The organism is Microbacterium sp. J1-1 (assembly GCF_024498615.1).
Taxonomy (GTDB): Bacteria; Actinomycetota; Actinomycetes; order Actinomycetales; family Microbacteriaceae; genus Microbacterium; species Microbacterium aurugineum.
Genome location: NZ_CP089590.1, coordinates 1,759,917 through 1,783,580, shown reverse-complemented (window position 1 = coordinate 1,783,580; position 23,664 = coordinate 1,759,917). Strand labels below are relative to the sequence as shown.

General features: G+C 66.9%; 25 protein-coding genes, 2 tRNA genes and 1 pseudogene. 13 read left to right on the top strand and 15 right to left on the bottom strand.

Translation table 11 applies throughout. From position 1 onward, the window contains the following. Window positions 1–119 precede the first annotated feature (119 nt). Window positions 120–605: a Dps family protein gene (locus tag LRQ07_RS08445; protein WP_047519653.1), complete on the top strand. Its 486-nt coding sequence runs from the start codon at window positions 120–122 to the stop codon at window positions 603–605. A gap of 65 nt (window positions 606–670) precedes the next feature. On the opposite strand, the gene LRQ07_RS08440 is transcribed toward LRQ07_RS08445, so the two are convergent. The 6 genes from LRQ07_RS08440 to LRQ07_RS08415 form a co-directional block, all read right to left on the bottom strand. Next, window positions 671–2,167, bottom strand: a complete 1,497-nt coding sequence (locus LRQ07_RS08440) for an amidohydrolase (RefSeq protein ID WP_256536383.1) — start codon at window positions 2,165–2,167, stop codon at window positions 671–673. After that, window positions 2,164–2,805: an FMN-binding negative transcriptional regulator gene (locus LRQ07_RS08435; protein WP_256536382.1), complete on the bottom strand. Its 642-nt coding sequence runs from the start codon at window positions 2,803–2,805 to the stop codon at window positions 2,164–2,166. Before LRQ07_RS08435 ends, LRQ07_RS08440 begins: the two co-directional genes overlap by 4 nt. A gap of 40 nt (window positions 2,806–2,845) precedes the next feature. Continuing rightward, window positions 2,846–4,330 carry an alanine/glycine:cation symporter family protein gene (locus LRQ07_RS08430; protein WP_256536381.1) on the bottom strand — a complete coding sequence of 495 codons (1,485 nt, stop codon included), beginning with the start codon at window positions 4,328–4,330 and terminating at the stop codon, window positions 2,846–2,848. 97 nt (window positions 4,331–4,427) lie between these two features. Next, window positions 4,428–5,426, bottom strand: coding sequence for an Fpg/Nei family DNA glycosylase (locus LRQ07_RS08425; RefSeq protein WP_256536380.1), 999 nt, complete (start codon window positions 5,424–5,426; stop codon window positions 4,428–4,430). Window position 5,427: 1 nt separating this feature from the next. Beyond that, window positions 5,428–5,913: a ribose-5-phosphate isomerase gene (locus LRQ07_RS08420; protein ID WP_047519663.1), complete on the bottom strand. Its 486-nt coding sequence runs from the start codon at window positions 5,911–5,913 to the stop codon at window positions 5,428–5,430. A 38-nt stretch (window positions 5,914–5,951) separates the two neighbouring features. Continuing rightward, a complete protein-coding gene (locus tag LRQ07_RS08415; RefSeq protein ID WP_256536379.1) occupies window positions 5,952–7,136 on the bottom strand; it encodes a ferrochelatase in 1,185 nt (394 codons plus the stop codon). A 146-nt stretch (window positions 7,137–7,282) separates the two neighbouring features. On the opposite strand from LRQ07_RS08415, the gene pepN reads away from it, so the two are divergent. From pepN to LRQ07_RS08395, 4 genes are all read left to right on the top strand, one after another. Continuing rightward, window positions 7,283–9,835, top strand: coding sequence for an aminopeptidase N (gene pepN, locus LRQ07_RS08410; protein ID WP_256536378.1), 2,553 nt, complete (start codon window positions 7,283–7,285; stop codon window positions 9,833–9,835). A gap of 146 nt (window positions 9,836–9,981) precedes the next feature. Further along, on the top strand, window positions 9,982–11,055 hold the full coding sequence (locus tag LRQ07_RS08405) for a mechanosensitive ion channel family protein (protein ID WP_256536377.1): 1,074 nt from the start codon (window positions 9,982–9,984) through the stop codon (window positions 11,053–11,055). After that, the gene (locus LRQ07_RS08400; protein WP_131490984.1) at window positions 11,052–11,501 is read left to right on the top strand and encodes a globin; all 450 of its coding nucleotides are present in this window, start codon (window positions 11,052–11,054) and stop codon (window positions 11,499–11,501) included. Before LRQ07_RS08405 ends, LRQ07_RS08400 begins: the two co-directional genes overlap by 4 nt. Further along, window positions 11,498–13,162 (top strand): FAD-binding dehydrogenase, encoded by a 1,665-nt coding sequence (locus LRQ07_RS08395; RefSeq protein ID WP_256536376.1) that lies wholly within the window; start codon window positions 11,498–11,500, stop codon window positions 13,160–13,162. Before LRQ07_RS08400 ends, LRQ07_RS08395 begins: the two co-directional genes overlap by 4 nt. A 35-nt stretch (window positions 13,163–13,197) precedes the next feature. On the opposite strand, the gene LRQ07_RS08390 is transcribed toward LRQ07_RS08395, so the two are convergent. After that, on the bottom strand, window positions 13,198–13,863 hold the full coding sequence (locus LRQ07_RS08390; RefSeq protein ID WP_131490982.1) for a hypothetical protein: 666 nt from the start codon (window positions 13,861–13,863) through the stop codon (window positions 13,198–13,200). A gap of 51 nt (window positions 13,864–13,914) precedes the next feature. Between LRQ07_RS08390 and LRQ07_RS08385 the strand changes: the two genes are divergently transcribed. Further along, on the top strand, window positions 13,915–14,805 hold the full coding sequence (locus LRQ07_RS08385) for an acyl-CoA thioesterase (protein WP_256536375.1): 891 nt from the start codon (window positions 13,915–13,917) through the stop codon (window positions 14,803–14,805). 33 nt (window positions 14,806–14,838) lie between these two features. On the opposite strand, the gene LRQ07_RS08380 is transcribed toward LRQ07_RS08385, so the two are convergent. The 4 genes from LRQ07_RS08380 to ssb form a co-directional block, all read right to left on the bottom strand. Beyond that, the gene (locus LRQ07_RS08380; RefSeq protein ID WP_256536374.1) at window positions 14,839–15,324 is read right to left on the bottom strand and encodes an acyl-CoA thioesterase; all 486 of its coding nucleotides are present in this window, start codon (window positions 15,322–15,324) and stop codon (window positions 14,839–14,841) included. Between the two features lie 7 nt (window positions 15,325–15,331). Then, on the bottom strand, window positions 15,332–17,011 hold the full coding sequence (gene ettA, locus LRQ07_RS08375; protein WP_047523319.1) for an energy-dependent translational throttle protein EttA: 1,680 nt from the start codon (window positions 17,009–17,011) through the stop codon (window positions 15,332–15,334). Between the two features lie 63 nt (window positions 17,012–17,074). Continuing rightward, a complete protein-coding gene (locus tag LRQ07_RS08370; RefSeq protein ID WP_256536373.1) occupies window positions 17,075–17,563 on the bottom strand; it encodes a DUF6993 domain-containing protein in 489 nt (162 codons plus the stop codon). A 79-nt stretch (window positions 17,564–17,642) separates the two neighbouring features. After that, complete coding sequence (ssb, locus tag LRQ07_RS08365) at window positions 17,643–18,155, bottom strand: single-stranded DNA-binding protein (protein ID WP_256536372.1); 513 nt, start codon at window positions 18,153–18,155, stop codon at window positions 17,643–17,645. A 207-nt stretch (window positions 18,156–18,362) separates the two neighbouring features. Here ssb and LRQ07_RS08360 point away from each other — a divergent pair, with 207 nt between their 5' ends. After that, entirely contained in the window at window positions 18,363–18,632 is a 270-nt protein-coding gene (locus tag LRQ07_RS08360; protein ID WP_047523321.1) for a hypothetical protein, read from the top strand. 45 nt (window positions 18,633–18,677) lie between these two features. Here the strand turns inward: LRQ07_RS08360 and LRQ07_RS08355 are convergent. Further along, window positions 18,678–18,750 (bottom strand) — tRNA-Arg (locus LRQ07_RS08355). Between the two features lie 85 nt (window positions 18,751–18,835). On the opposite strand from LRQ07_RS08355, the gene orn reads away from it, so the two are divergent. From orn to LRQ07_RS08325, 6 genes are all read left to right on the top strand, one after another. Beyond that, on the top strand, window positions 18,836–19,462 hold the full coding sequence (gene orn, locus LRQ07_RS08350) for an oligoribonuclease (protein WP_131490977.1): 627 nt from the start codon (window positions 18,836–18,838) through the stop codon (window positions 19,460–19,462). Window positions 19,463–19,498: 36 nt separating this feature from the next. Beyond that, window positions 19,499–19,571 (top strand) — tRNA-His (locus tag LRQ07_RS08345). Window positions 19,572–19,664: 93 nt separating this feature from the next. Then, a complete protein-coding gene (locus LRQ07_RS08340) occupies window positions 19,665–20,300 on the top strand; it encodes a LysE family transporter (protein WP_256536371.1) in 636 nt (211 codons plus the stop codon). Between the two features lie 38 nt (window positions 20,301–20,338). Continuing rightward, window positions 20,339–20,686, top strand: a complete 348-nt coding sequence (locus tag LRQ07_RS08335; protein WP_047523326.1) for a metallopeptidase family protein — start codon at window positions 20,339–20,341, stop codon at window positions 20,684–20,686. Continuing rightward, window positions 20,683–20,979, top strand: a complete 297-nt coding sequence (gene clpS, locus LRQ07_RS08330) for an ATP-dependent Clp protease adapter ClpS (protein ID WP_232761889.1) — start codon at window positions 20,683–20,685, stop codon at window positions 20,977–20,979. Before LRQ07_RS08335 ends, clpS begins: the two co-directional genes overlap by 4 nt. Further along, entirely contained in the window at window positions 20,976–21,479 is a 504-nt protein-coding gene (locus LRQ07_RS08325; RefSeq protein ID WP_232761890.1) for a DUF2017 family protein, read from the top strand. Before clpS ends, LRQ07_RS08325 begins: the two co-directional genes overlap by 4 nt. 3 nt (window positions 21,480–21,482) lie before the next feature. Here LRQ07_RS08325 and LRQ07_RS08320 read toward each other — a convergent pair whose 3' ends face one another. The 3 genes and pseudogenes from LRQ07_RS08320 to dinB all read right to left on the bottom strand — a co-directional run bounded on the left by LRQ07_RS08320 (window position 21,483) and on the right by dinB (window position 23,658). Next, window positions 21,483–22,064, bottom strand: coding sequence for a hypothetical protein (locus LRQ07_RS08320; RefSeq protein WP_232761891.1), 582 nt, complete (start codon window positions 22,062–22,064; stop codon window positions 21,483–21,485). Beyond that, the gene (locus tag LRQ07_RS08315; RefSeq protein ID WP_047523330.1) at window positions 22,048–22,365 is read right to left on the bottom strand and encodes a hypothetical protein; all 318 of its coding nucleotides are present in this window, start codon (window positions 22,363–22,365) and stop codon (window positions 22,048–22,050) included. The genes LRQ07_RS08320 and LRQ07_RS08315 overlap by 17 nt, the downstream gene beginning before the upstream one ends. Before the next feature lie 37 nt (window positions 22,366–22,402). After that, window positions 22,403–23,658, bottom strand: a pseudogene (gene dinB, locus LRQ07_RS08310) (DNA polymerase IV). Window positions 23,659–23,664: the final 6 nt, after the last annotated feature.

Here is a 23,664-nt window from a genome sequence, read left to right as displayed (position 1 = left end):
ACCCTCAGATCCGCGGAATGACAGGGAAGTGAGCCGAGCCTCAGCTTGCTTGCGGAATGTCTGAGCCTGAGTAGCGTTGTCTTCATCAGGTAAGAGAACCGTTCCAGGAGGAGCACAGGATGAGCAAGGCACAGACCGTTTCCACCACCGCCATCGACCCGACCGTGGCTGCGGGGGCGGCCCAGTTCCTCTCCCCCGTCGTCCTCGGCCTCCAGGCCCTGACCGTCAACGGCAAGCAGGCCCACTGGCACGTCCGCGGCGCGAACTTCGTCGGCGTCCACGAGCTGCTGGACACCATCGTCGCCCACGCCGGCGACTTCGCTGACACCGCAGCCGAGCGGATCGTGGCCCTGGGTCTTCCGATCGACGCCCGTGTGAGCGCCGTCGCCGACAAGGCGGGAGCCACCTCGGTTCCGGCCGGTTTCACACAGTCCGACGAGCTGATCCGTGCGGTCATCTCCGACATCGATGCGATCCTCGTCGATGTCAAGGCCGCCGTCGAAGGCCTCGACGAGGTCGACCTCACGAGCCAGGACGTCGCCATCGAGATCCAGCGCGGCCTCGAGAAGGACCGCTGGTTCCTTCTCTCGCACATCGCCGCCTGACCCGTCATCCGGAAGGGCCGGTCCTCCGTCATCGGAGGCCGGCCCTTTCGGCGTTCGACTTCGGACTATCCGAAGTGGGTGACGTTTCCCGCCAGCAGGGTCGCGCTGATCGGCATCCGCCGCAGCGTGTCGCCGCTCGCCGTGAGCGGATCCGCACCGCACACGACGATGTCCGCCGGCTCGCCGGGGCGCAGCGCGGTCCGAACACTCGCATCGATGGCGTGCTCGACACCGAGCCGCTCCTCGGGGTGCCAGGGCGCGCGGTCGTCGTCCGTGCGGGAGACGGCCGCGGAGATCGCATGCCAGGGATCGAGAGCCGCTACCGGGGCGTCCGAGCCGAACCGCAGCTCCGCCCCGGCCGCGTGCAGCGAGGCGAGCGGATATCCGATCGCCGTCTGCTCAGCCCAATGCCGCTCCACCAGATCCCGGTCATCGACGGCATGCTGCGGCTGGAGGCTGGCGATCACTCCGAGGCGCGCGAACCGCGCCAGGTCCGCGTGACGGACCAACTGCACGTGTTCGATGGAACCGACAGCCCCGGTCGTGGTGAAGGCATCCAGGGCGTTGGTGATGGCACGATCGCCGATGGCGTGCACGGCGACAGCCAACCCCGCCCCCGTCGCACGTGTCAGCAGGGAGACCAGCTGCTCGGCCGGCACGGTCAGCATCCCGAAGTTGTCGGGATCACCGGGATAGGGGTGCGAGCACGCAGCTGTGCGCGTACCCAGCGAGCCGTCGGTGATCATCTTCAACGATCCGACATGCACGAGCCCACGCCCGCGTTCGGGGACGTCGACATCCTCACGGACGTCACCGGTACGGAGGCCCGCCTCGATGGCCCGATCGAGGTCGAAGGGATAGACGGCGAACTCGACGCGATGAGAGGCGAAGCCGTTCCGAACTCGGCGAGGCCACGCCTCCGCGCCCCACGCCATGTCGAAGTCGACGAGTCCGGTGACGCCCCGAGCGGCCGCCTGCCGTCCGGCACGCTCCATCGCCCGATCGCCGTGCTCGGCCTCAACGGCGTTGAGGCGTCGGGAGATCTCGAACGCCTCCGTCTCCCGGAGCATCCCATCAGCACTCCGGAAGCCCTCACGGGCCAAGGCCGCGCTGTTCAGCCACACGCTGTGGACGTCCGCATTGATGAGATATGTCGGCACCGCGCCGGTCTCGGCATCGAGGACTTCCTGCGTCGGCCGATCGGGCCACAGAGCATCACGGAAGCCGGTCCCCACACGGCGGCCGTCCGCCAGCGGTTCGACATCGCGCATCGCCCGCGCGGCCTCGGCAGCCGACCGGGCATGCCCGAGCGGTGCCCGCTCCGACGCCAACGCCCATTGAACGGTGTGGACGTGGTTGTCCCACAATCCCGGCAAGGCCCATGCGCCTTCGACATCGATGACCGTTCCCCCCGCACGCAAGGCTCCGGTCGGCGCGATGTCGACGATGCGCCCGTCGGCGATGAGGATGTCGACCGGTTCATCGTCGATCAGGAACTCGCGCCCCGGACCCGCGATCCGCGCGGCTCGGACGGTGCTGATCGCGGTTCCACGTTCGGTCACTGCGCTCCTCCGGGGCGTGCGTCCTGCGCGCGCCGCATCTCCGCGGCCAGAGCCGGGTTCGAGTAGGGCCCCTCCGCGTCGAGCGCGGCGATCACCGTCTCGATGGTCTCCGGAGGCTTGTTCTGGCTGAGCTTCCGCTTCGCGACGACGCGTGTCGGCACGAGCCGGAAGCCCACCGTCCCCGCGGCGAGACGTTCCACGAAAGCAGCGTCGTTCGGCCGCTCCCACATCAGCCTCGGGTCCGGCATGCGCGACTCGAATCGAGCGACCAGGCGATCGAGCACCCTGAGGTTCTCCTCGGCATCGAGGATCTCAGGAACGCCCGCGAGGTGGACCGCCGTGTAGTTCCACGTGGGAACCGCAGGCACATCGCCGTACCACCCCGGTGACACGTATCCGTGCGGCCCTTGGAAGACGAGGAGCAGCTCACGCTCCCCCATGCCGTGGATGAGATCGTCCGGCCGTCCGACATGCCCGACGATCGTCAAGTCATCGCGCCCCTCGTCGAGGAGCACCGCATAGTGGGAAGCGACGAGTCCGCCCTCACCCGCGCTCATGATCGTGGCCCACGGATGGGCGTCGATCACACGGCGGATCTCGTCGACATCCGCCAGGGTGAAGCTGGGGTTCTGTCGCATGCCAATAGCCTAGAGCCGCGACATCGGGCCACTCGCCGCGTCAGCGTCGACGGCGCCCGACCACAGGGATCGCCTGCGTCTTCCACTCCTCCCACCCCGGAGAACCGGCCATGAAGGCATCGATCTGCGCGCGATCCGCGCGCAGCTTCGGATCGTTGTCGAGGTACTTCTTGGTCTCCCTCGCCACCAGGCCGGAGAGGAGCAGGAGACCGATCAGGTTGGGCAGCGCCATCAGGCCGTTCATCGCGTCCGAGAAGGCCCACACGACGCCGAGCTGCACGGTGCACCCGATGAACACGACGAGCGAGAAGATGATCCGGAAGGGCATGACGGCGCGTCGGCCGATGAGTCGCTCGACGTTGCGCTCCCCGTAGTAGGACCATCCCAGGATGGTCGACCCGGCGAACATCACCAGCCCCAGTGTCACGATGATGTGTCCCCAGTCCCCGGGGAGTCCGTGGGAGAACGCCGCCCCGGTCATGAGAGCGGGACTCAACTGCTCGCCCGTCTCAGGGTCGATCTCCTTCCACGTGCCGGTCGAGATGATGACCAGGCCGGTGCACGTGACGACGATGATCGTGTCGATGAACGTCTGCGTCATCGACACGAGACCCTGCCGCACCGGGTGGCTGGTCTTCGCTGCCGCCGCGGCGATCGCCGCGGATCCCATTCCGGACTCGTTCGAGAAGATGCCGCGTGCGACACCGAACTGAACGGCGATGATGATCGCGGACCCCGCGAAACCGCCCACAGCGCTGGTGCCGGTGAACGCCTCGGAGAAGATCTGGGCGAACGCGGCAGGGATCGCCCCCACGTTCGCGATGAGGATGTAGAGGGCGCCGAGCACGTAGAAGATGATCATGATCGGCACCAGACCCGCTGTCACACGCCCGATGGACTTGATACCGCCCACCAGGACCACCAGGGCGAACGCGGTGAGGACGATGCCCGTCACCCAGGTCGGCACGTCGAAACTCGCCTGGAGGTTCTGCGCGATCGAGTTGCCCTGCGTCATGTTGCCGATGCCGAAGCAGGCGATCACCGCGAACACGGCGAAGGAGAGCGCCAGGACCTTGCCGAAGGGACCCCGGATACCGCGCTCGAGGTAGTACTGGGGCCCACCGGACTTCTCCCCCGCGTCGTCGGTCTTGCGGAAGCGCACGCCGAGAAACGCCTCGGAGTACTTCGACGCCATGCCGAGCAGCCCGGTGATCCACATCCAGAAGAGAGCGCCAGGACCGCCGATGCCGATCGCCGTCGCGACGCCGACGATGTTCCCCGTGCCGACCGTGGCGGCGAGGGCCGTCGTGAGGGCCTGGAACTGGGAGATGTCCCCATCGGCGCCGGGGTCGTTGCGCGTGAAGAGTCCGAGTCGCAGCGCCGAGCCGAGCCGAACGAACTGCAGGCCTCCCAATCGGATGGTGAGGTACAGACCCGTGCCCAGCAGCAACGGGATGAGGAAGAACGGTCCCCAGATGAATCCGCTCACGGTCTCGAGAACTGTCTGGAGGTTGGTGAGATCCATGTCGGCTCCTGTCGGTGTCGGCGTATTCGACGCTGTCACCATATTCACAGGAAGCGGACCGGAGCGGACCCCCACCCGCGTGTCCGGGGAACCGACCTCACGCCTGGCAGCGCGGGCACCAGTAGAGCTTGCGCGCGCCGATCTCCTCGAGAGCGATCTCGGTACCGCAGATCCGGCAGGGAAGCCCCGCCCGGTGGTACACCCAGTGCCGATCGTCGCGGTTGGCCATCGCCGCCCGATAGTCCTCGCCGGTGAGACCGTCCATGGTCATCATCTGCCCGGTCTCGACGCCGATGGCGAGCAGACGCACCCAGTCGTGCCAGAGCGCCCGGACGATCTCCTCCGGAACGTCTCGCCCCGGCGTGTGCGGATTCAACCGCTGGCGATAGAGCATCTCGGCACGGTAGACGTTGCCGATACCGCTCACGACCGACTGGTCCATCAGCAGCAGCGCGATGACCGTCGACTTCTTCCGCACGGCACGAACGAAACGCTCCTCGTTCTCCACCGGATCGCCGACCAGCGGGTCGGGACCGAGCTTCGCGATCGTGGCGAGCATCTCCTCCGGCGACTGCAGCACGCAGGCGGTCGGTCCGCGCAGGTCCGCGGCGGTGATGTCCGTCATGAGGCGCAGACGCACCTGCCCGACGACCGGAGGCGGCCATTCCAGCCCCTCGTCCGCGAGCCCCTTGGTCTGCTCCGACATGCGCACGTGGACCCGCGTGCGACGAGGTGCTCCGATCGACGCCAGCGAGTTCTCCCCCGCGTCGTCCAGGATCGGTTCATCCAGGACGGTTCCCCGCTGGTTCGTCTGCCCCATCCGACCGTTCGCCGACGCGATGGTCGGGTCGACGAGGATCTCCCCCGCGAAGTCCCAGGCCCCGTAGAGACCGAGGTGCACCCGCAGCCAGATGTCCCCCTCCGCCTCCAGGAACATCTGCTTCCCGACGGCCTGCACGCTCACCGCCGCCCGCCCGTCGAGGACCGCGGCTCCCTCGGCGAATCGTCCCTGCGGGCTCGATGCACGCAGCGTCTTGCCGACGAAATTCCGATCGAACTGCCGCGCGATCCGGTGGACGGAATGTCCCTCGGGCATGTCAGGCCCGGGGGTCCGGGAGAAGCGAGCCGTCGCGCTCGAAGTCCGCGATCTGACCGATGCGACGGACATGGCGCTCGTCACCGGAGAACGGCGTCTCGATGAACCGGTCGATGAACGACGTGACCTCCTCGTAGGAGTGCTGCCGCGCACCGATCGAGATCACGTTGGCGTCGTTGTGCTCCCGGGCGAGTTCCGCGGTCGACAGATTCCACACGAGGGCCGCGCGGATTCCACCGACCTTGTTCGCAGCGATCTGCTCCCCGTTCCCGGAGCCGCCGAACACCACGCCGAGCGCATCGACACCCGCACGCTGATCGGCGACGACCGCCTGCGCGGCGCGGATGCAGAATGCGGGGTAGTCGTCGACGGCGTCGTACTCGATCGGCCCGTGATCGACGACCTCATGGCCCGCAGCGCGCAGATGATCCTGGAGCTGGGTGGAGAAGTCGAGGCCCGCGTGGTCGGTGGCGATGTGGATGCGCATGGCTCCCATCCTAGAAGTGCCGGATCGCGATCGGGATGTCAGGGAACGAGGCCTGCGGCTGCCGGCTTGAAGCCCGCGCGCACGTTCTCGCAGCAGCCGGGACGGCACACGTCGAACGCCCCGGGAAGCGACGTCACGTGGGGTCGGTCCTCGTTGGGACGGCCCTGAAGACGCTCCTCGATCAGGTCGACGATGCCCGTGACGAAGACAGGTGACACACCCGGGGTGGGAGTGCGGGTGAACGACAGGCCCGCTTCCTCCGCAGCTTCGGCCGCCTCGGTGTCGAGGTCCCAGAGGACCTCCATGTGATCGCTCATGAAGCCGACGGGGACCACCGCGACGGCTTTGCGCCCCCGGCTCGGCAGCTCGGCGATGACGTCGCACACATCGGGCTCGAGCCACGGCTGCGAGGCGGGCCCGGACCGCGACTGGTACACGAGCTCCCACGACACGTCCTCCGCACCGGGTACCGTCTGGCGGACACGGTCCATCACCCAGGCGGCCACGGCCAGGTGCTGCGCGGCGTAGGCACCGCCCTCACCCCACTCGATGTCGCGGGCTCCGGAGCGTTCCGCGTCGGCCGTCGGGATGCTGTGGGTCGAGAACAGGATCTGGATGTCGGTGGCCGCGACGCCCTCGGCGAGGAAACCCTCGACCGCATCGCGCACTCCGGTCTCGAAGGCCTCGACGAAGCCCGGGTGATCGTAGAACGGACGGATCTTGTCGATCGTGACCGTCTCTCCCAGACCCGTCTCCTCCAGCACGCGAGCGAAGTCCTCGCGGTACTGGCGGCAGCTGGAGAAGGAGCTGTAGGCGCTCGTCGCGAAGGCGAGCAGGGAGTTGTGTCCGTTGACGGAGGCTTCGCTCACGACCTCCTCGAGATACGGAGCCCAGTTCCGGTTGCCCCAGTAGACCGGGAGATCGATGCCGCGCTCGACGAGGGCCTTCTGGAGGGCCTCCTTGAGCACGCGGTTCTGCCCGTTGATCGGGCTCACTCCACCGAAATGACGGTAGTGGTGCGCGACCTCTTCGAGCCGCTCGTCGGGGATTCCCCTTCCCCGGGTCACATTCCGCAGGAACGGGATCACGTCCTCCTGCCCCTCGGGGCCCCCGAACCCCGCGAGGAGGATCGCGTCATAGGCCACCGGCGTGGTCACGTACGGTGCGCCATCGGCGGCACCGGGCGAGGCAAAGGGAACAGCATTCGGCTCGATCGCAGTCACGACTCCATCCTTTCACCTCCGCCGCGTAGGAGCGTCCACCTCGATGCGGGTGGACATTCGCTGCTCTGGCGTAGGCTGTCATGGTTGCCGTCGGCGCCAACTGCGCCAAGCCCCGGTGACATCCCCTCACCCCTGGGAGTACAGCTGTGCCTGGAGAGAACCTTACCCGTATCGAAGCGCAGGAGCGCCGCGACGTCATCGACACGCAGTCCTATGAAGTCGCCCTCGATCTGACAAAGGGCGCCGAGGTCTTCGGCTCTCGCAGTGTCGTGCGCTTCACCGCGACGCCCGAGAGCTTCACCTTCATCGATCTCATCGCCCGGGATGTGCGCGAGATCTCCCTCAACGGCGAGCAGCTCGACCCGAGCGAGGTCTTCGCCGACTCCCGCATCGCGCTCACGGGGCTCCAGGCGGAGAACGTCCTCGTGGTCGATGCCGATTGCCTCTACACGAACACCGGGGAGGGTCTGCACCGCTTCGTCGATCCCGTCGACGGCGAGGTCTACCTCTACTCGCAGTTCGAGGTCCCCGATTCACGTCGTGTGTTCGCGGTCTTCGAGCAGCCCGACCTCAAGGCAACCTTCCAGTTCACCGTCACCGCTCCGGCGGCGTGGAAGGTCATCTCCAACTCCCCCACGCCGGAAGCCATCGTGCACGACGACGACGTCACCGCGACCTGGGGCTTCGAGCCGACCCCTCGGATCTCGTCCTACATCACCGCCCTCGTCGCCGGGCCCTACGAGTCGACCTTCTCGGAGCTCACGAGTGCGTCCGGCCGCGTCATCCCGCTGGGCGTGTACGGCCGCAAGAGCCTGTGGCAGCATCTCGACGCCGACTACATCTTCGACAAGACCCGCGAAGGCTTCGCCTACTTCGAATCGAAGTTCGGCGTCCCGTACCCATTCGCCAAGTACGACCAGCTGTTCGTGCCGGAGTTCAACGCCGGCGCGATGGAGAACGCGGGAGCGGTCACGTTCACCGAGACCTACGTGTTCCGCAGCAAGGTGACCGACGCCGTCAAGGAGCGCCGGGTCGTCACGATCCTCCACGAACTCGCGCACATGTGGTTCGGGGACCTCGTCACCATGAAGTGGTGGAACGACCTCTGGCTCAACGAGTCCTTCGCCGAATGGGCCTCGACCATCGCGACGGCCGAGGCCACCGAGTGGACCGAGGCATGGACGACTTTCAACGCCATGGAGAAGACCTGGGCGTACCGCCAGGACCAGCTTCCTTCGACGCACCCGATCGTCGCCGAGATCAACGACCTGGAAGACGTGCAGGTCAACTTCGACGGCATCACCTACGCCAAGGGCGGCTCCGTCCTCAAGCAGCTCGCCGCCTGGGTGGGTATCGAGGCCTTCTTCGCCGGAGTATCCCAGTACTTCCAGAAGCACTCCTGGGGCAACACCGAGCTGAGCGACCTGCTGTCGGAGCTCGAAGCCACGAGCGGGCGCGATCTGAGCACGTGGTCGAAGAAGTGGCTCGAGACCGCCGGCGTCAACACGCTCGAGCCGGTCATCGCCGAGGGTGACGACGGCACGATCTCCCGCTTCGCCATCACCCAGACCGCGCCCGCGGACTACCCGACGATCCGTCCTCACCGCCTCGGTATCGGCTTCTACACGCTGACCGACGGCTCGCTCACCCGCACGCATCACCTCGAGGTCGATGTCGACGGCGACCGCACCGAAGTGCCCGAGCTGCACGGCCTCGCCCGACCGGACCTCGTCCTCCTGAACGACAACGACCTCGCTTACGCGAAGATCCGTCTCGACGAGAAGTCGCTCGCGACGGCGATTGCTCACCTGGCCGACATCCACGACCCCCTCGCGCGTTCGCTCGTGTGGGGTGCCGCCTGGGACCAGACCCGCGACGCCGAGACCGGCGCATCGGAGTACATCGACCTCGTGCTCGGCAACATCGGCCGAGAGACCGAGTCGACGACCGTGCGCACCACGCTCGCTCAGCTCCGCTCCGCCGCGACGCTGTACGTCGCGCCCGCTGATCGCGAGGCTGCCCGCCTCAAGGTCGCCGACGGCCTGTGGAGCCTCGCAGAGGCAGCGGAGCCCGGCAGCGACAGCCAGCTGCAGTTCGTCACCGCGTTCGCGAACGCCCTGGTCACCCCGGAGCACGCAGGCATCGTCGGACGACTCCGATCCGGAGAGGACACCCTGCCCGGATTGGAGGTCGACGCCGACCTGAACTGGCAGCTCCTCGTCGGCCTCGCCACGATCGGTGCCACGGATGCCGCGACGATCGATGCCGCCCTCGCTTCGGACAACACGGCCAAGGGCGGAGAGTTCGCCGCGCAGGCACGCGCTTCCCTTCCCGACTCGGCGTCGAAGAAGGCGGCGTGGTCATCGCTGATCGAGCGTGACGACGCTCCGAACACGATCGTCCGCTCTGCGGCGCTCGGGTTCACGCATCCGGCAGGTACGGCGGTGCTCGCCGAGTTCGTCCCCGCGTACTTCGACATGCTGCTTCCGGTGTGGGAGTCGCGCAGCTATCAGATCGCGCAGTACTTGATCGTCGGACTCTTCCCGACGGCGCTGGCCGACATCGCGCTGCGGGACGCGACCCGCGCCTGGCTCTCCACCCACCAGGACGCGGCGCCGGCGCTGCGCCGACTCGTGCTCGAGAACCTGGCGGATGTGGAGCGCGCGCTGGCCGCGCAGGCGCGCGACGCCGAGGACTGATCCCCGACGCATCCGAAACGGAGACCATCCGTCCCGCACTCGGCGTGTCCCTCACCGACACGGCGACAGGGGGACGGATGGTCTCCGTTTTCGTCTGGCGCGCGCACCCAGCCCACGCAGAGCCCCGATCGCTAGGATCTTCACTGATGATCCTCCCCTTCGCCGACACCGACTCACCCGCGGAGATTCCCCTCCCCGATTGGGTGAAGGCGCTCCTCGCCTGGCTGACGCAGGTAGGCATGAACGCGCTCACCGTCGCGCTCATCATCGGCAGCTGCATCGTGATCGGCCTGGTACTCCGTCTCATCATCCGACGGGTCGTGCGTCGCATCGTCGACAGCGCCAAGAACAAAGCCTCGGTCGACGACACGCAAGCTCTCGAGCGCTCTCCGCTCGCAGACATGCGACTGGTGCAGCGCACCAGAACACTCGGCACGATCCTGCAGAACATCGTCAACGTGATGCTGGTCGTCATCGCGATCGTGCTCATCGTCAATGCACTGAACTCGTCGCTCCTCGGCTCCCTGACGCTCCTCACGGCCGCCGTCGGTGCCGGATTGGGCTTCGGCGCCCAGAACATCGTGAAAGACGTGCTCAACGGCATGTTCATCGTGGCCGAAGACCAGATCGGTATCGGTGACGTGGTCGACCTCGGCCTGGCGAGCGGGGTCGTGGAGTACGTCAGCGTGCGGATCACTCAGGTGCGCGACGTCAACGGCACCCTCTGGTACGTGCGAAACGGAGAGGTCACCCGCATCGGGAACATGTCTCAGGGCTGGGCGCGATCGATCATCGACATCGGTGTTCCTGCAGACTCCGACCTCGACCTGGTCGAACACACCATGCTGGAGACGGCACAGGGACTCGCGAAAGACCCGAAGTGGCGCACCCGCATCATCGAGAAGCCCGAGCTGTGGGGCCTCGAATCCATCGACGGCGACGCGCTCGTCGTCCGCATCGTGATCAAGGCCCGAGCCAACGCGAAGGACGATGTGGCCCAAGAATTGCGCCGCCGCCTGCGCGCGGCCCTCCTCGAGAAGGAGATCAGCGTCCCGCGGATGGCCGATGTCGTCCCCACCGGCCTCGACGGCGCACGCCGGGTGCGAGGCGCGAACCCGCCCAGGACGCGCCCGAACGCCGTCACCGGCGTTCCCGTCATCCCCGATCGCGGGATCTGGCGGCGCAAGAAGCCCACCGAAGACGGGAGTGCTCCGAAGTGACGTTCTACGACGAGGTCGGGGGTCACGAGACCTTCCGCAGGATCGTCTCTGTGTTCTACCGTGAGGTCGCACTCGATCCCGTGCTGAAGCCGATGTACCCCGAGGAGGATCTGGGGCCCGCAGAGGATCGACTCCGCCTCTTCCTCGAGCAGTACTGGGGCGGACCGACGACCTATGGGGAGACCCGCGGGCATCCCCGGCTCCGGATGCGCCACATGCCGTTCCACATCGACCCGGACGCCCGGGATCGTTGGCTTCGTCATATGAGGACCGCTGTCGACGAGGCGCAGTTGTCCCCCCTGCACGAATCGACGCTGTGGGACTACCTGGAGCGCGCGGCCTATGCCATGGTGAACACATTCGAGCCGTCGGGCATCGGCGCCGCAGCCGGCGACCGTCCCACGCTCGAGACCCGCTCACGTCAGGAATCAACGGAGAACTCATGACGACAACGCCCCTGTCCACGGATGTCCTGGTGATCGGATGGGGGTTGTCCGGCCTCGTCGCCGCCGCAGAGGCGCTGGATGCGGGGCGGCGCGTGATCCTGATCGATCAGGAGCCGCGCACCAATCTGGGCGGTCAGGCCTGGTGGTCTTTCGGCGGCCTGTTCTTCATCGACTCCCCCGAGCAGAGGCGTCTCGGTATCAAGGACTCGCTCGAGCTCGCGACGCAGGACTGGTTCGGCAATGCCGCCTTCGACCGCCCGGAGGATGAATGGCCACGGCGCTGGGCCGAGGCATACCTGCAGTTCGCGGCCGGTGAGAAGCGCTCCTGGCTGCGTGAACGCGGCGTCGGCTTCTTCCCGGTCGTGGGGTGGGCGGAAAGAGGCGGATACGGCGCGATCGGCCCGGGCAACTCCGTGCCACGGTTCCACATCACGTGGGGAACCGGGCCCGGGATCGTGGCACCGTTCGCCGCTGCCGTGGAGCAGGGCGAACGTGAGGGGCGCCTGACCGTGCTTCCTCGACACCGCGTGTCGGAACTGATCGTGACGGACGGCACGGTGACGGGGGCGCGCGGCAGCATCCTCGCGTCGAGCGGTGCGGAGCGGGGTGAGCCGACCACGCGCGAGGTCATCAGGGAGTTCGAGATCTCAGCGGGTGCCACGATCGTCTCCTCGGGCGGCATCGGTGGCAACCACGACCTCGTCCGCGCCGCGTGGCCGTCGAGGCTCGGCGCGCCGCCCGCGCACATGCTCTCCGGCGTACCGGCCTACGTCGATGGATCGATGCACGGCGTGAGCGAAGCGGCGGGTGCGCGGCTGATCAACGGTGACCGGATGTGGCACTACGTCGAAGGCATCACGAACTGGGACCCGGTGTGGCCCTCTCACGGCATCCGCATCCTCCCGGGGCCCTCGTCGCTTTGGTTGGATGCCACTGGACGCCGTCTGCCGGTTCCGCTGTACCCGGGTTTCGACACCTTGGGCACCCTCGAGCATCTGCGCTCGACAGGGCACGACCACTCCTGGTTCGTCACATCGCGGCAGATCGTCGAGAAGGAGTTCGCGCTGTCCGGGAGCGAGCAGAACCCCGACCTGACGGGCAAGGATGTCGGGCTGCTGCTCCGTTCACGGCTCGCGAAGGGTCCGACGGGTCCCGTGCAGTCGTTCCTCGACGAGGGCGAGGACTTCATCGTCGAGAACGATCTCGAATCACTCCTGGAGCAGATGCAGCGCCATCCCGGCGGAGAGCTGCTCGACATCGACGCCGTGCGCAAGGAGGTGGTCGCCCGGGATCGTGAAGTGGAGAACGACTTCACCAAGGACGCGCAGATCGCGATGCTGCGGTCCATGCGGAACTATCGCGGCGACAAGCTCATCCGCACCGCCGCACCTCATCGACTGCAGGAGCGCAGCGCCGGCCCGCTCATCGCGGTGAAACTGCACGTCCTCACGCGGAAGTCGCTCGGCGGCATCAACACCGATCTCGACGGTCGCGCCTTGAACGCTCAGGGCGCACCGATCCCCGGGTTGTTCGCCGCAGGCGAGGCGAGTGGCTTCGGCGGAGGCGGGGTCCATGGCTATCGTGCACTCGAAGGCACTTTCCTGGGCGGCTGTCTCTTCAGCGGTCGTGCAGCCGGACGTGCGGCCGCAGCCGGGATCTGATCCTCGGGTCTGCCGCGCGTGTCGCTGACGACGTCTCAGCCTGCGGAGCCCGTGTCGCGGACGCCCGTGAGTCCGGAGGCGATCGGCCCTCGCACCAGGACATGACCGCGGCGGAAGGACAGCCGGGTCCACCGACCGGACCGGGTGACGGGCACCTGTTCGTCCCCGGAGATGAAACCCATGGCGTCGGCAGCGAAGGCGATGCCACGCGGCAGTCCGCCGAGGTCCTCATCCGGTTCACCCCAGATCGCTGCGCGAAGCGCCCGGACGGCCTCCTCGCCCGATCCTGCACCCGCGCCCCGAGCGACCGCGGAGATCCCCCACTGCGCGCGCTGCGCAATCGTCGAGGCCGGGAGCGCGGAGGCCTGCTCCCATCCGGAGCGGGGCGGTGCGACGCCGGCCCACGCAGGCGATAGTCCGGTGTCCGGGAACGCGAGCTGGGCCTGCTCGTCCGTCGTGGTGAGCTGATCCACGACGACATCGCAGCGGAGTTCCGGGTCAGCATGCACGATACGCATGGCGAGGATCGTCGGAGTCTGGTCGAAGAGACCGTGCGGCGCCAGCGCGGCGGTGGTCAGCGCGAGGACGCCGTTCGCTGCCTGCAGCCGCACCCCGTCGTCCGTGATCCGGGTCGCTCGACCGACGAAAGTGAGGACATCCTTCGCGGTGTCCGGGTCTGCGAGGAGGAGGTGATGCGGCACGCGTTCTAAACTACCAACGGAGCGGCGTGTGCGGTCGCGGGGAAGGAACATATGAGCGCGGAGGACCATGCCGTCCGGACCGTCGAGCGGCTGCGTGAGATCCTCGATCTCGATGCGACGCAGGCACGGACCACGGAGGATATCTTCACGGGTTCGTCGCATCCCATGCCGAGCGGACGCATCTACGGCGGTCAAGTCCTCGCGCAAGCGCTCCTCGCCGCCGAACGCACACTTCCCGAAGACCGGGCTGTGCACTCGATGCACGGCTATTTCCTGCGCCCCGGCGACGCGAGTCAGGGAATCACGATCGCCGTCGATCGGATCCACGACGGCCGTTCCTTCTCGACCCGGCGGGCGCAGGCCTATCAGAACGGTGTGCCGATCTTCTCGATGATCGCGTCGTTCCAAGACGGTGATCCCGGTGTGGAGCACGCCGAGCCGATGCCGGAGGGCATCCCTTCCCCGGAGGAGCTCACGCCGGACGAGGAGCGCGTTCACGGCCTTCCCGAGGGCACCACGCGCATGTTGAGCGAACGCGCTGCTGACATCCGGCACGTCGACTCTCCGCTGTATCTGCCGAGTGACGACCAGCGTGTCGCGCGCCAGGCGGTGTGGATGCGTCTGCGTGCACCACTCCCCGACGATCAGCGCCTGCACCGTGCCGCGCTCGCCTACCTCAGCGACATGACGATCCAGGAGTCGATCCTCCGCGCGCACGGCGTGTACTGGGCGTTGCCCGGGTTGAAGGTTGCGAGCCTGGACCACGCGATGTGGTGGCACCGGCCCGCTCGCGTGGATGAGTGGCTGCTGTATGTCCAGGAGTCCCCGAACGCCCGCGGCGGCCGAGGGCTCGCCACCGGACGGATCTACACACGCGATGGCTCTCTTGCGGCGAGCGTCGCACAGGAGATCATGATTCGCGTCCCTGAAGACGCCTCCTGACGCCGCCCCGGCCTCGCGCTGTTGCGCGGGGCCTCAGCGGTGGGAGTACTCGATCGATGGGCCCACGTAGGGCTCCCAGGCGTCGCGCATCTCCGAGGTGAGCCTGGTCGGGCGCCCGGTCTGCGCATCGACGAGCACGATGATCGCGGTCGACCGCGCGTAGATCTGACGGGGCGCGGCGGTGGGGTCGTTGTGGACTTCGTAGCAGACTTCGACGCTGGAGCCGCCGAGCTTGCCGAACCACATCTGGACTTCGAGAGGCCGGCGCTGATACGGCACCGGTGCGAGATACTCGATCTCCTGGCGGGCGATGAGGGTCAGGATGCCCTCGTCGATGCCGGAATCGAGCACCGCCGTGGACGGCGCCTCTTCGCCGGGGCCCGCCCGCCAGAATGCCCGCACGCGAGCCTCCTCGAGCAGTTTCAGCATCGAGGTGTTGTTCACGTGGTTGAAGGCGTCCAGATCCCCCCAGCGAAGGTGGATCGGGATGTGCAGGCGGGTCCCCGGCGACGTAGACATCGTGGTCTCAGTCGCGCGTCAACTTGCGGTGCGTCGACCGGTGCGGCTTCGCAGCGTCCGGTCCGAGGCGCTCGATCTTGTTCTCCTCATAGGCCTCGAAGTTGCCCTCGAACCAGTACCACTGGTCGGGCTTCTCGTCGGTGCCCTCGTACGCCAGGATGTGCGTCGCGATGCGGTCGAGGAACCACCGGTCGTGAGTGATCACCACGGCGCATCCGGGGAACTCGAGCAGAGCGTTCTCGAGCGAGCTCAGCGTCTCGACGTCGAGGTCGTTGGTCGGCTCGTCGAGCAGCAGCAGGTTGCCACCCTCCTTGAGCGTCAGAGCGAGGTTCAGACGGTTGCGCTCACCGCCGGAGAGAACGCCGGCCTTCTTCTGCTGATCGGGCCCCTTGAAGCCGAACTTCGAGACGTAGGCACGCGAAGGGATCTCCGTCTTGCCGACAGTGATGAAGTCCAGGCCGTCGGAAACGACCTCCCACAGCGTCTTGTTCGGATCGATGTTGGCGCGAGACTGGTCGACGTAGCTGATCTTGACCGTCTCACCGATCTTCAGGTCACCACCGTCGAGCGGCTCGAGTCCCACGATCGTCTTGAAGAGCGTGGTCTTTCCCACACCGTTCGGTCCGATCACGCCGACGATGCCGTTCGGCGGAAGGCTGAAGCTCAGGCCGTCGATGAGTGAACGCCCGTCAAATCCCTTCTTGAGGTTCTTCGCCTCGATGACGACGGTGCCGAGACGCGGACCCGCCGGGATCTGGATCTCCTCGAAATCGAGCTTTCTGGTGCGCTCCGCCTCCGAGGCCATCTCCTCGTAGCGAGCCAGGCGAGCCTTCGACTTGGTCTGACGGCCCTTGGCGCTGGACCGCACCCACTCCAGCTCCTCCTTGAGGCGCTTGGCGAGCTTCGCGTCCTTCTTGCCCTGGATCTCGAGGCGCTCGCCCTTCTTCTCCAGGTAAGTCGAGTAGTTGCCCTCGTAGCCGATGAGACGACCGCGGTCGACCTCGGCGATCCACTCGGCGACGTGGTCCAGGAAGTACCGGTCGTGGGTGATCGCGATCACCGCGCCCTTGTACGCCTGCAGGTGCTGCTCGAGCCAGAGCACGCTCTCCGCATCGAGGTGGTTCGTGGGCTCGTCGAGGAGCAGGAGGTCGGGCTTCTGCAGGAGCAGCTTCGCCAGCGCGACACGGCGCTTCTCACCACCGGAGAGCGGGGCGATCGCGGCGTCGGCGGGAGGAGTGCGCAGCGCATCCATGGCCTGATCGAGCTGGGAGTCGAGGTCCCACCCGTCGGCGGCATCGATCTCTTCCTGCAAGGTGCCCATCTCGGCGAGGAGGGCATCGAAGTCGGCGTCGGGCTCGGCCATCAGCGCGGAGATCTCGTTGAACCGGTCGAGCTTCGCCTTGATGGCGATCCCGTCCTGGATGTTCTCGATCACCGTCTTCGACTCGTCGAGTTCCGGCTCCTGCATCAGAATGCCCACCGAATAACCCGGAGAGAGCTTCGCCTCACCGTTCGAGGGGGTGTCGAGACCGGCCATGATCTTGAGGATCGTGGACTTTCCGGCGCCGTTCGGACCCACCATGCCGATCTTTGCTCCGGGCAGGAACGCCATGGTCACGTCGTCGAGGATGAGCTTCTCGCCCACCGCCTTGCGCGCACGCACCATCGAGTAGATGTACTCAGCCACCGAAAACCGCTCCTTCTGTTGGCGTCGAAGATCGACACCCCAGCCTACCGGCCCCTCGGCCTGTCACCAGTCGATCGGGCGCGTGGTGCCTACGAGACACCGCCCCTCGGCGAGTTGCGGCATCACGGTCGCGACGACCTGGCCCGTGGACGGTCCGACCTGTCCGACCAGGCAGGCTTCATCACCCCACCGCACGGAGAACTGAAGGCTCTCCGCCGGATTGCCTACCGTCGTCTGGTCCTGAGTCACCTGCATGGCGTAGCGATCGAAGCCGGCCTCGACCAGGGCATCCACGTATGCGCGGCCGGAACCACGCTGATCGGTCGCCCATACGCGCTCAGCGACCGCCGTGAAGACAGGAAGGTTCTCTTCTGCCGTGCCATCGGGAACCAGTGCCGGTTCGGGAACGGGCGTGGGGCCCGCCGACACCTGAGCCGTCGGAGAGGCGGAAGGCTCAGGTGTCGGCGCGCAACCGGCGAACAGGAGGACGGCAGCGACCGAAGCCACCACGCCGGCCGTGCGCGCCGGTGAGAAGACCGTTCGACGAATCACGTGCCGAGTCTACGGCCCCTGCCGAAGAGCCCCTGTGCGCCGCGGAGATCCGGCGTCGTCGCGGGAGCCGTGTGCGAGCTCACCGCACCGCTTCCGTCGTGGCGCTCGACTCCGTCCAGGAGAGACCGAGCGGAGTCATCTCCTCGCCGCCGACGGACTCATCGTCTCGAAGGCCTTCGGCCGGCGACGTGGACCGGTCGCTGTGGGTCGCGTGCAGGCCCGGCTCCGCGGTCGGGCGGGCCCGCGGTCGATACGCCGTCGTCCCCCAACGCAGATCGTGTCCGATCGCATCGGCCTCGATATCGACACTCGTGCCGTGCTTCCCGTTGCTCTCCCACTCGCGGATCTTCAATCGCCCGGTGACGATCACGCTGTCGCCGGTGCGCAGTGAGGCCCTCACGTTCTCACCGAGCTGCCGGAACGCCGCGACGGAGAACCAGTTCGTCCCGGAGTCCGTCCATTCTTGCGTCGCCGGGTCGAACCGCCGGTGGGTGCTCGCGAGACGGAAGTTCGTCACGGGCACACCGCCGCCCGTCTGCCCCTGCGTCGGATCCGTGGCGACTCTTCCCACGATGGTCAGCGTGTCGATCATGTCCTGTCCTTCCGGTGACCGGACGCGCGTCGTCCGGGTCTCCAGCCTGCGTCCGCGACCACGACTCGATAGCTCGGAATCACGCGAAACGTGCACCGATCGCGTCCCGTGCCTGTCAGTGCAGAAAGGGCCGATCAGGCCGCGTGCCGGAGCGCAGATCGAATGTCGGAGGTCGGTCATATCTTCGAAGGAGCGAAAGGAGTTCCGATGTCCGACAACCTGATCACTGCCCTCCCCGACGTTCCGTACGCAACGCCTCGGCTCTCTTCCAGCCGTGAGCACCTCGTGCGTGCCGCAGATCACCTCTGGCGCGTGCAGGATCGGAGGGAGCACGTCCTGGGGCATCTCAGGATCACTGCCGATCCGCTCGGGCTCCGGTATCGCGCCGAGCGCCTGCACCTGGCCACGGGCTCTTTTCGCGTCGTGGGCGAGTTCTGGAACGTGGACGACGCCGTTGCTGCGCTGCGCCACTCGTGAGACACGGACCACACCTGCCGACAGCTCAGGCTGACGCAGTCGAGGTGCCCCCGGCAGGATTCGAACCTGCGACCAAGAGATTAGAAGGCTCCTGCTCTATCCCCTGAGCTACGGAGGCGCACGCGTATAGAGTATCGCGGTCGTGCGGCCTTGCACGAAGCCCGCCACGTCAGCGATGTCGGGCCCGTCGATAGGATGGCCGCATGGTAACTGCGTCCGAGAACGACCGTCTCGTATGGATCGACTGCGAGATGACGGGGCTCGATCTGGCGGTCGATGAGCTCGTCGAGATAGCCGTCGTCATCACCGACTTCGAACTCAACCCTGTCGATCCCGGCTTCCAGGTGGTGATTCGCCCCAGCGCGGACGCTCTCGCGCACATGAACGACTTCGTCACGAAGATGCATGAGACCTCGGGCCTGATCAATGAGATCGCTGGCGGTGTCTCCGTGGAGGAGGCCGAATCGCAGACCCTCGCCTACATCAAGCGCTTCGTGCCGCTGGAGCGCAAAGCGCCGCTCGCCGGCAACACGATCGGGACAGACCGGATGTTCCTCGCCAAGTACATGCCACAGGTCGACCAGTGGTTGCACTACCGGAACGTCGATGTGTCCAGCGTCAAAGAGCTCTCGCGACGCTGGTACCCGCGTGTGTTCTTCCAAGCGCCGACGAAAGACGGCGGGCACCGTGCGCTCGCTGACATCCTGGAGTCGATCCGAGAGCTCCGTTACTACCGCGAAGCGGTCTTCGTCGATGAGCCGGGACCGTCCAGCGACGAAGCACGAGAGATCTCGACCCGCACGGTGTCAGAGTTCACTCCGAACATGTAATAGACTCGTATGGTTGCCCGCTCCGGTGGGCGCATGGTGGGTATAGCTCAGCTGGTAGAGCGCTGGCTTGTGGTGCCGGATGTCGCGGGTTCGAGTCCCGTTACTCACCCTCAGGAAGAAGGCCCGGGTCGAATGATCCGGGCCTTCTTCGTCCCCTCGTGAACAAGCCGGGCACGTCACCCCGAAGCTCTAGACTGACCTCGTGTCACTCGCGGTCTGGTTCTCGTTGCTGACCGCGTCCGTCGTGATCAGCCTCACGCCCGGTGCGGGCGCCATCAACACCATGTCCAACGCCATGAGCCAAGGGTGGCGGCGCTCGATCTGGGGCATCATCGGCCAGCAGATCGCTCTGGTCGTCCACGTGGCGATCGTCGCTGCCGGCGTCGGTCTCCTCGTCTCACGCTCGGAACTCCTTTTCAACGCCATCCGCTATGCCGGAGCCGCCTATCTCGTCTTCCTCGGGGTAAGGCTCCTGCTCGCCCGGCCCGCTGCGATCAACGTCGATGTCGACGCCCCGGCCCCGATCGACCTCCGTGAGAGCCACTGGTCGATGATCCGACGGGGATTCTGGGTGAACCTCTTGAACCCCAAGGCGATCGTCTTCTTCCTGGCGTTCATCCCCCAGTTCGTGCGTCTCGATGAACCGCCACTCCCCCAGTACCTCACCTTGATCGCCACCGTGGTCGTGGTCGACGTGATCGTCATGTGGGGGTTCTTCGCTGCTGCCGCACGGCCCTTCCGACGTCTGACGGCGTCCGCGCGTGGACAGCGTGTACTCAACGTGGTCTTCGGAACGCTGTTCATCGCCGTCGCCGGTGTCCTCGTCGTCGTGCACTGAGCGGGCGCCGGGCGGCTACCGCCTCTAGGCTGGATGCGATGGAAATGAACGCCGACGCCTTCGAAGAGCTCGTGATCGACGAGCTCGACCGGCTCCCCGATGACATGGTCGAGGGGCTGGAGAACATCGTGTTCGTCGTCGAAGATCGCCCGGAGGACGGCAGCCTCGATCTTCTCGGTCTCTACGACGGTCTGGCCCTCACCGAGCGCACCCAGTACGGCATGGGCGAGCTCCCCGACCGCATCGTGGTCTACCGTGACCCGCACCTGGCACAGTGCGATTCCGAAGACGAACTCCGCGATGAGATCCACACCACACTGGTGCACGAGATCGCCCACTTCTACGGCATCGACGACGAGCAGTTGCATGAGATGGGATGGGCATGACGACACCGGCTGCGCTTCCCGAGCTCGACGAGACCACCGATCTTCGCGCCGCTCCCCTCGAGCCGTGGCAGGTCGTCGTCTGGAACGACCCGGTGAATCTCATGAGCTACGTGGTGCGCGTGTTCCGGACGTACTTCGGCTACTCGATCGACCATGCCACCGCACTCATGCTCGCCGTCCACCACGAAGGCCATGCGGTGGTCGCGACCGGCCCCAGAGAGACGATGGAGGTCCATGCCCAGGCGATGCACGACTTCGGGCTCTGGGCGACAGTCCGGAAGGCGGCATCGTGACCGCTGAGCGCATCCTTCAGGAGATGACGTTGATCGAGGCGTTCCACCTCGCGCGACTGGTGGACGACTTCGTGGAACTCGTCACCGATTCCCGGGACATCGCTGACCCCGCCGTCGATCGGCTGACTCCGACCCCGTATCCGGAGGACTCGGACGCGGCGGCGGAGTTCAGCGTAGCGACGAGAGACGATCTTCTCGACCGTCGCCTCGCCGACGCCCGCATCGTACGGTCGGCTCTCGGCACACTGCCCCCGGACTCCGACGCGCTCACGGAGGACACGGCTCTCACGACGCGAGAGGTGTCCGTGTCCATAGAGAGCATCGACGCCTGGCTGCGCACGCTCACTGCCATCCGTCTCGTCATCGCCACCCGACTGGGCATCACCTCCGACGAGGACCCCGGCGGGGACGATCGCCACGGCATCTACGACTGGCTGGGTTATCGCCTGGATCTGCTGATCCACGCCGCGGATGAGGCCGAAGGACTTACGATCGACTGACCGCTACGGGACCTCGAAGATGCGCGTCGCGAGCGCGCGTGGGTCGTCTCGTTCGATGTGGCGTCGCTCCTGAGCCGCCCATCGGTCCCAATGCGGGCGGTAGGTCTCGCCATCACGGGCGAGCGCGCGCCTCTTCCGGGATTCTTCCGTCGATTCGACCCAGATCCGGACGTCGGCGAGGCCGGCGGTCGACGGCCGCAGGATCCCGCTGCCCTCGACGATCACCCCGAGAGCAGGGTCGACGGCGTGGCTCTCGGCTTCGGTCTCCGCTTCCCAGTCCCAGCGCCGCCAGGTCCCCAGGTACCCCCGCCCGTGCGGGCGCAGAATCCACTCGAGAGCGCGTTCCGAGCCCTGATCGAGCCCGTCCCAGCCCGGGTAGATCGAGTCGAGCGCCACGAGCTGCACGTGGCCGAGCACAGGCCAGCGCCGCACGAGCCGCGCAGCGAGGGAGGACTTGCCGGCACCGCTGCCGCCGTCGATGAGGACGACCGGGTTGGCCGCAGCCAGTGATCGGATGTCCTGCGCGATCAGGGTCGCCGCATGCTCGAGTGCTGCCGCGACCGGGTCGTCACTTCTTGAGGGCACGGATGATGCGTGCGAACGCTCGTCCGGCGACCCAGACGAACGGGACGGCCACGACGAGCAGCGTGACGATGTTGGGCTCGAAGCGCAGGCCCTCTTCACGCCGCACGTAGACACCGACCGGGACGGAAACACCCCCGCCTCCACCGCCTTCGGCGCCGTCCCCACTCCCGCCGCCGAATCCCGAATAGGTGAACGCGACCGGCGTGATGCTCACCCCATCCACGTCCTGCGGCTCTCCATACGCGCTCTTCACGCCGAAGGACGCAGCTTGCTTTCCGAGTTCCAGTGCAATGTTCGGCATAAGCCCACGGTAGTCGAGGAACGCCGAGCGTGTGGGATCAATCCACGCCGTGCGCCTTGGGATGTTGGGCCGCGCCTCGCCCTTCACCGCGTCCGATGTGCCGTGCGCGGCTGATCGTCGCCGAACCGAAACGGGCCATGGCTTCATCGACCGCGCCTTCGACCTTGCGCCAGTCCTCGTCGTCGTCCCAGAGTGCCATTCCCGCGCCACCGGCAGGTCGCAGATTCTCTGCCCGAACCCCCACGAGACGGACGGGGTCGCGTCGGTCGATCTGCTCGAAGAGCGTCTGTGCTGCCTCGCCGATCCGCTGTCCGACTGCCGTGGGCTCCGTCAGAGTATGGGATCTGTTCACGGTGCGGAAGTCGTCAAATCGGATCTTGATCGCGACGGTCGACGCCTCCCAGCCGGCGCGTCGAAGCCGGACCGCGACCCGGTCGGCCAGACGCAACAGTTCGGCACGGAGGAACGGCCGGTCCAGGATGTCCGTGTCGAAGGTCTCCTCATGGCCGATGCTCTTCTCCACTCGCTCCGTATCGACGGCTCGAGGGTCTTCTCCGCGGGCGAGTTGTCTGAGGCGGGCCCCGAGCGCGGCTCCGACGGCACGATCGATCATCTCCGTCGGCGCGTCGCGGACGTCCTGCACCGTGCGGATACCGCGTGCTTCGAGCGCCTCCGCAGCTTTCGGTCCCACTCCCCACATCGCACGTACCGGCCGAGGCGCGAGGAAGTCGAGCGTGTCGTCGCCTGCGACGATGAGCATCCCGTCGGGCTTGGCGATCGTCGAAGCCATCTTGGCGACATGCTTGGTCGCCGCGACGCCCACGCTGCACGTGATGCCGACCTCGTCGCGCACACGTTCTCGAATCAGCTCGGCGATGCGCGCCGGGCTCCCCACAGACGCCGCACGCCCTGCACATCGAGGAAGGCCTCGTCCACGGAAAGCGGCTCGACGAGCGGCGTGAACGACTCGAAGATCGCCATGACCTGCCGGGATACCTCCTGGTACCGAGCGAAGTGCGGCGGGACGATGCGCGCGGACGGACATAGACGCAGCGCCTGCGACACCGGCATCGCGGCGCGCACGCCGTATCGACGGGCCTCGTACGAGGCGCTCGAGACGACGGAACGGCCATCCGGTGCACCGATGATCAGCGGCAGACCCCGGAGCGTGGGGTCGTCCAGCACCTCGACGGCCGCATAGAACGCGTCCATGTCGACGTGCAGGATACGCGTGCCGGTGTCCTCCGCGCCCGAGTCGGAGACGATCCGCCCTCTGCCGTCACCGTGTCCCATGCGAGG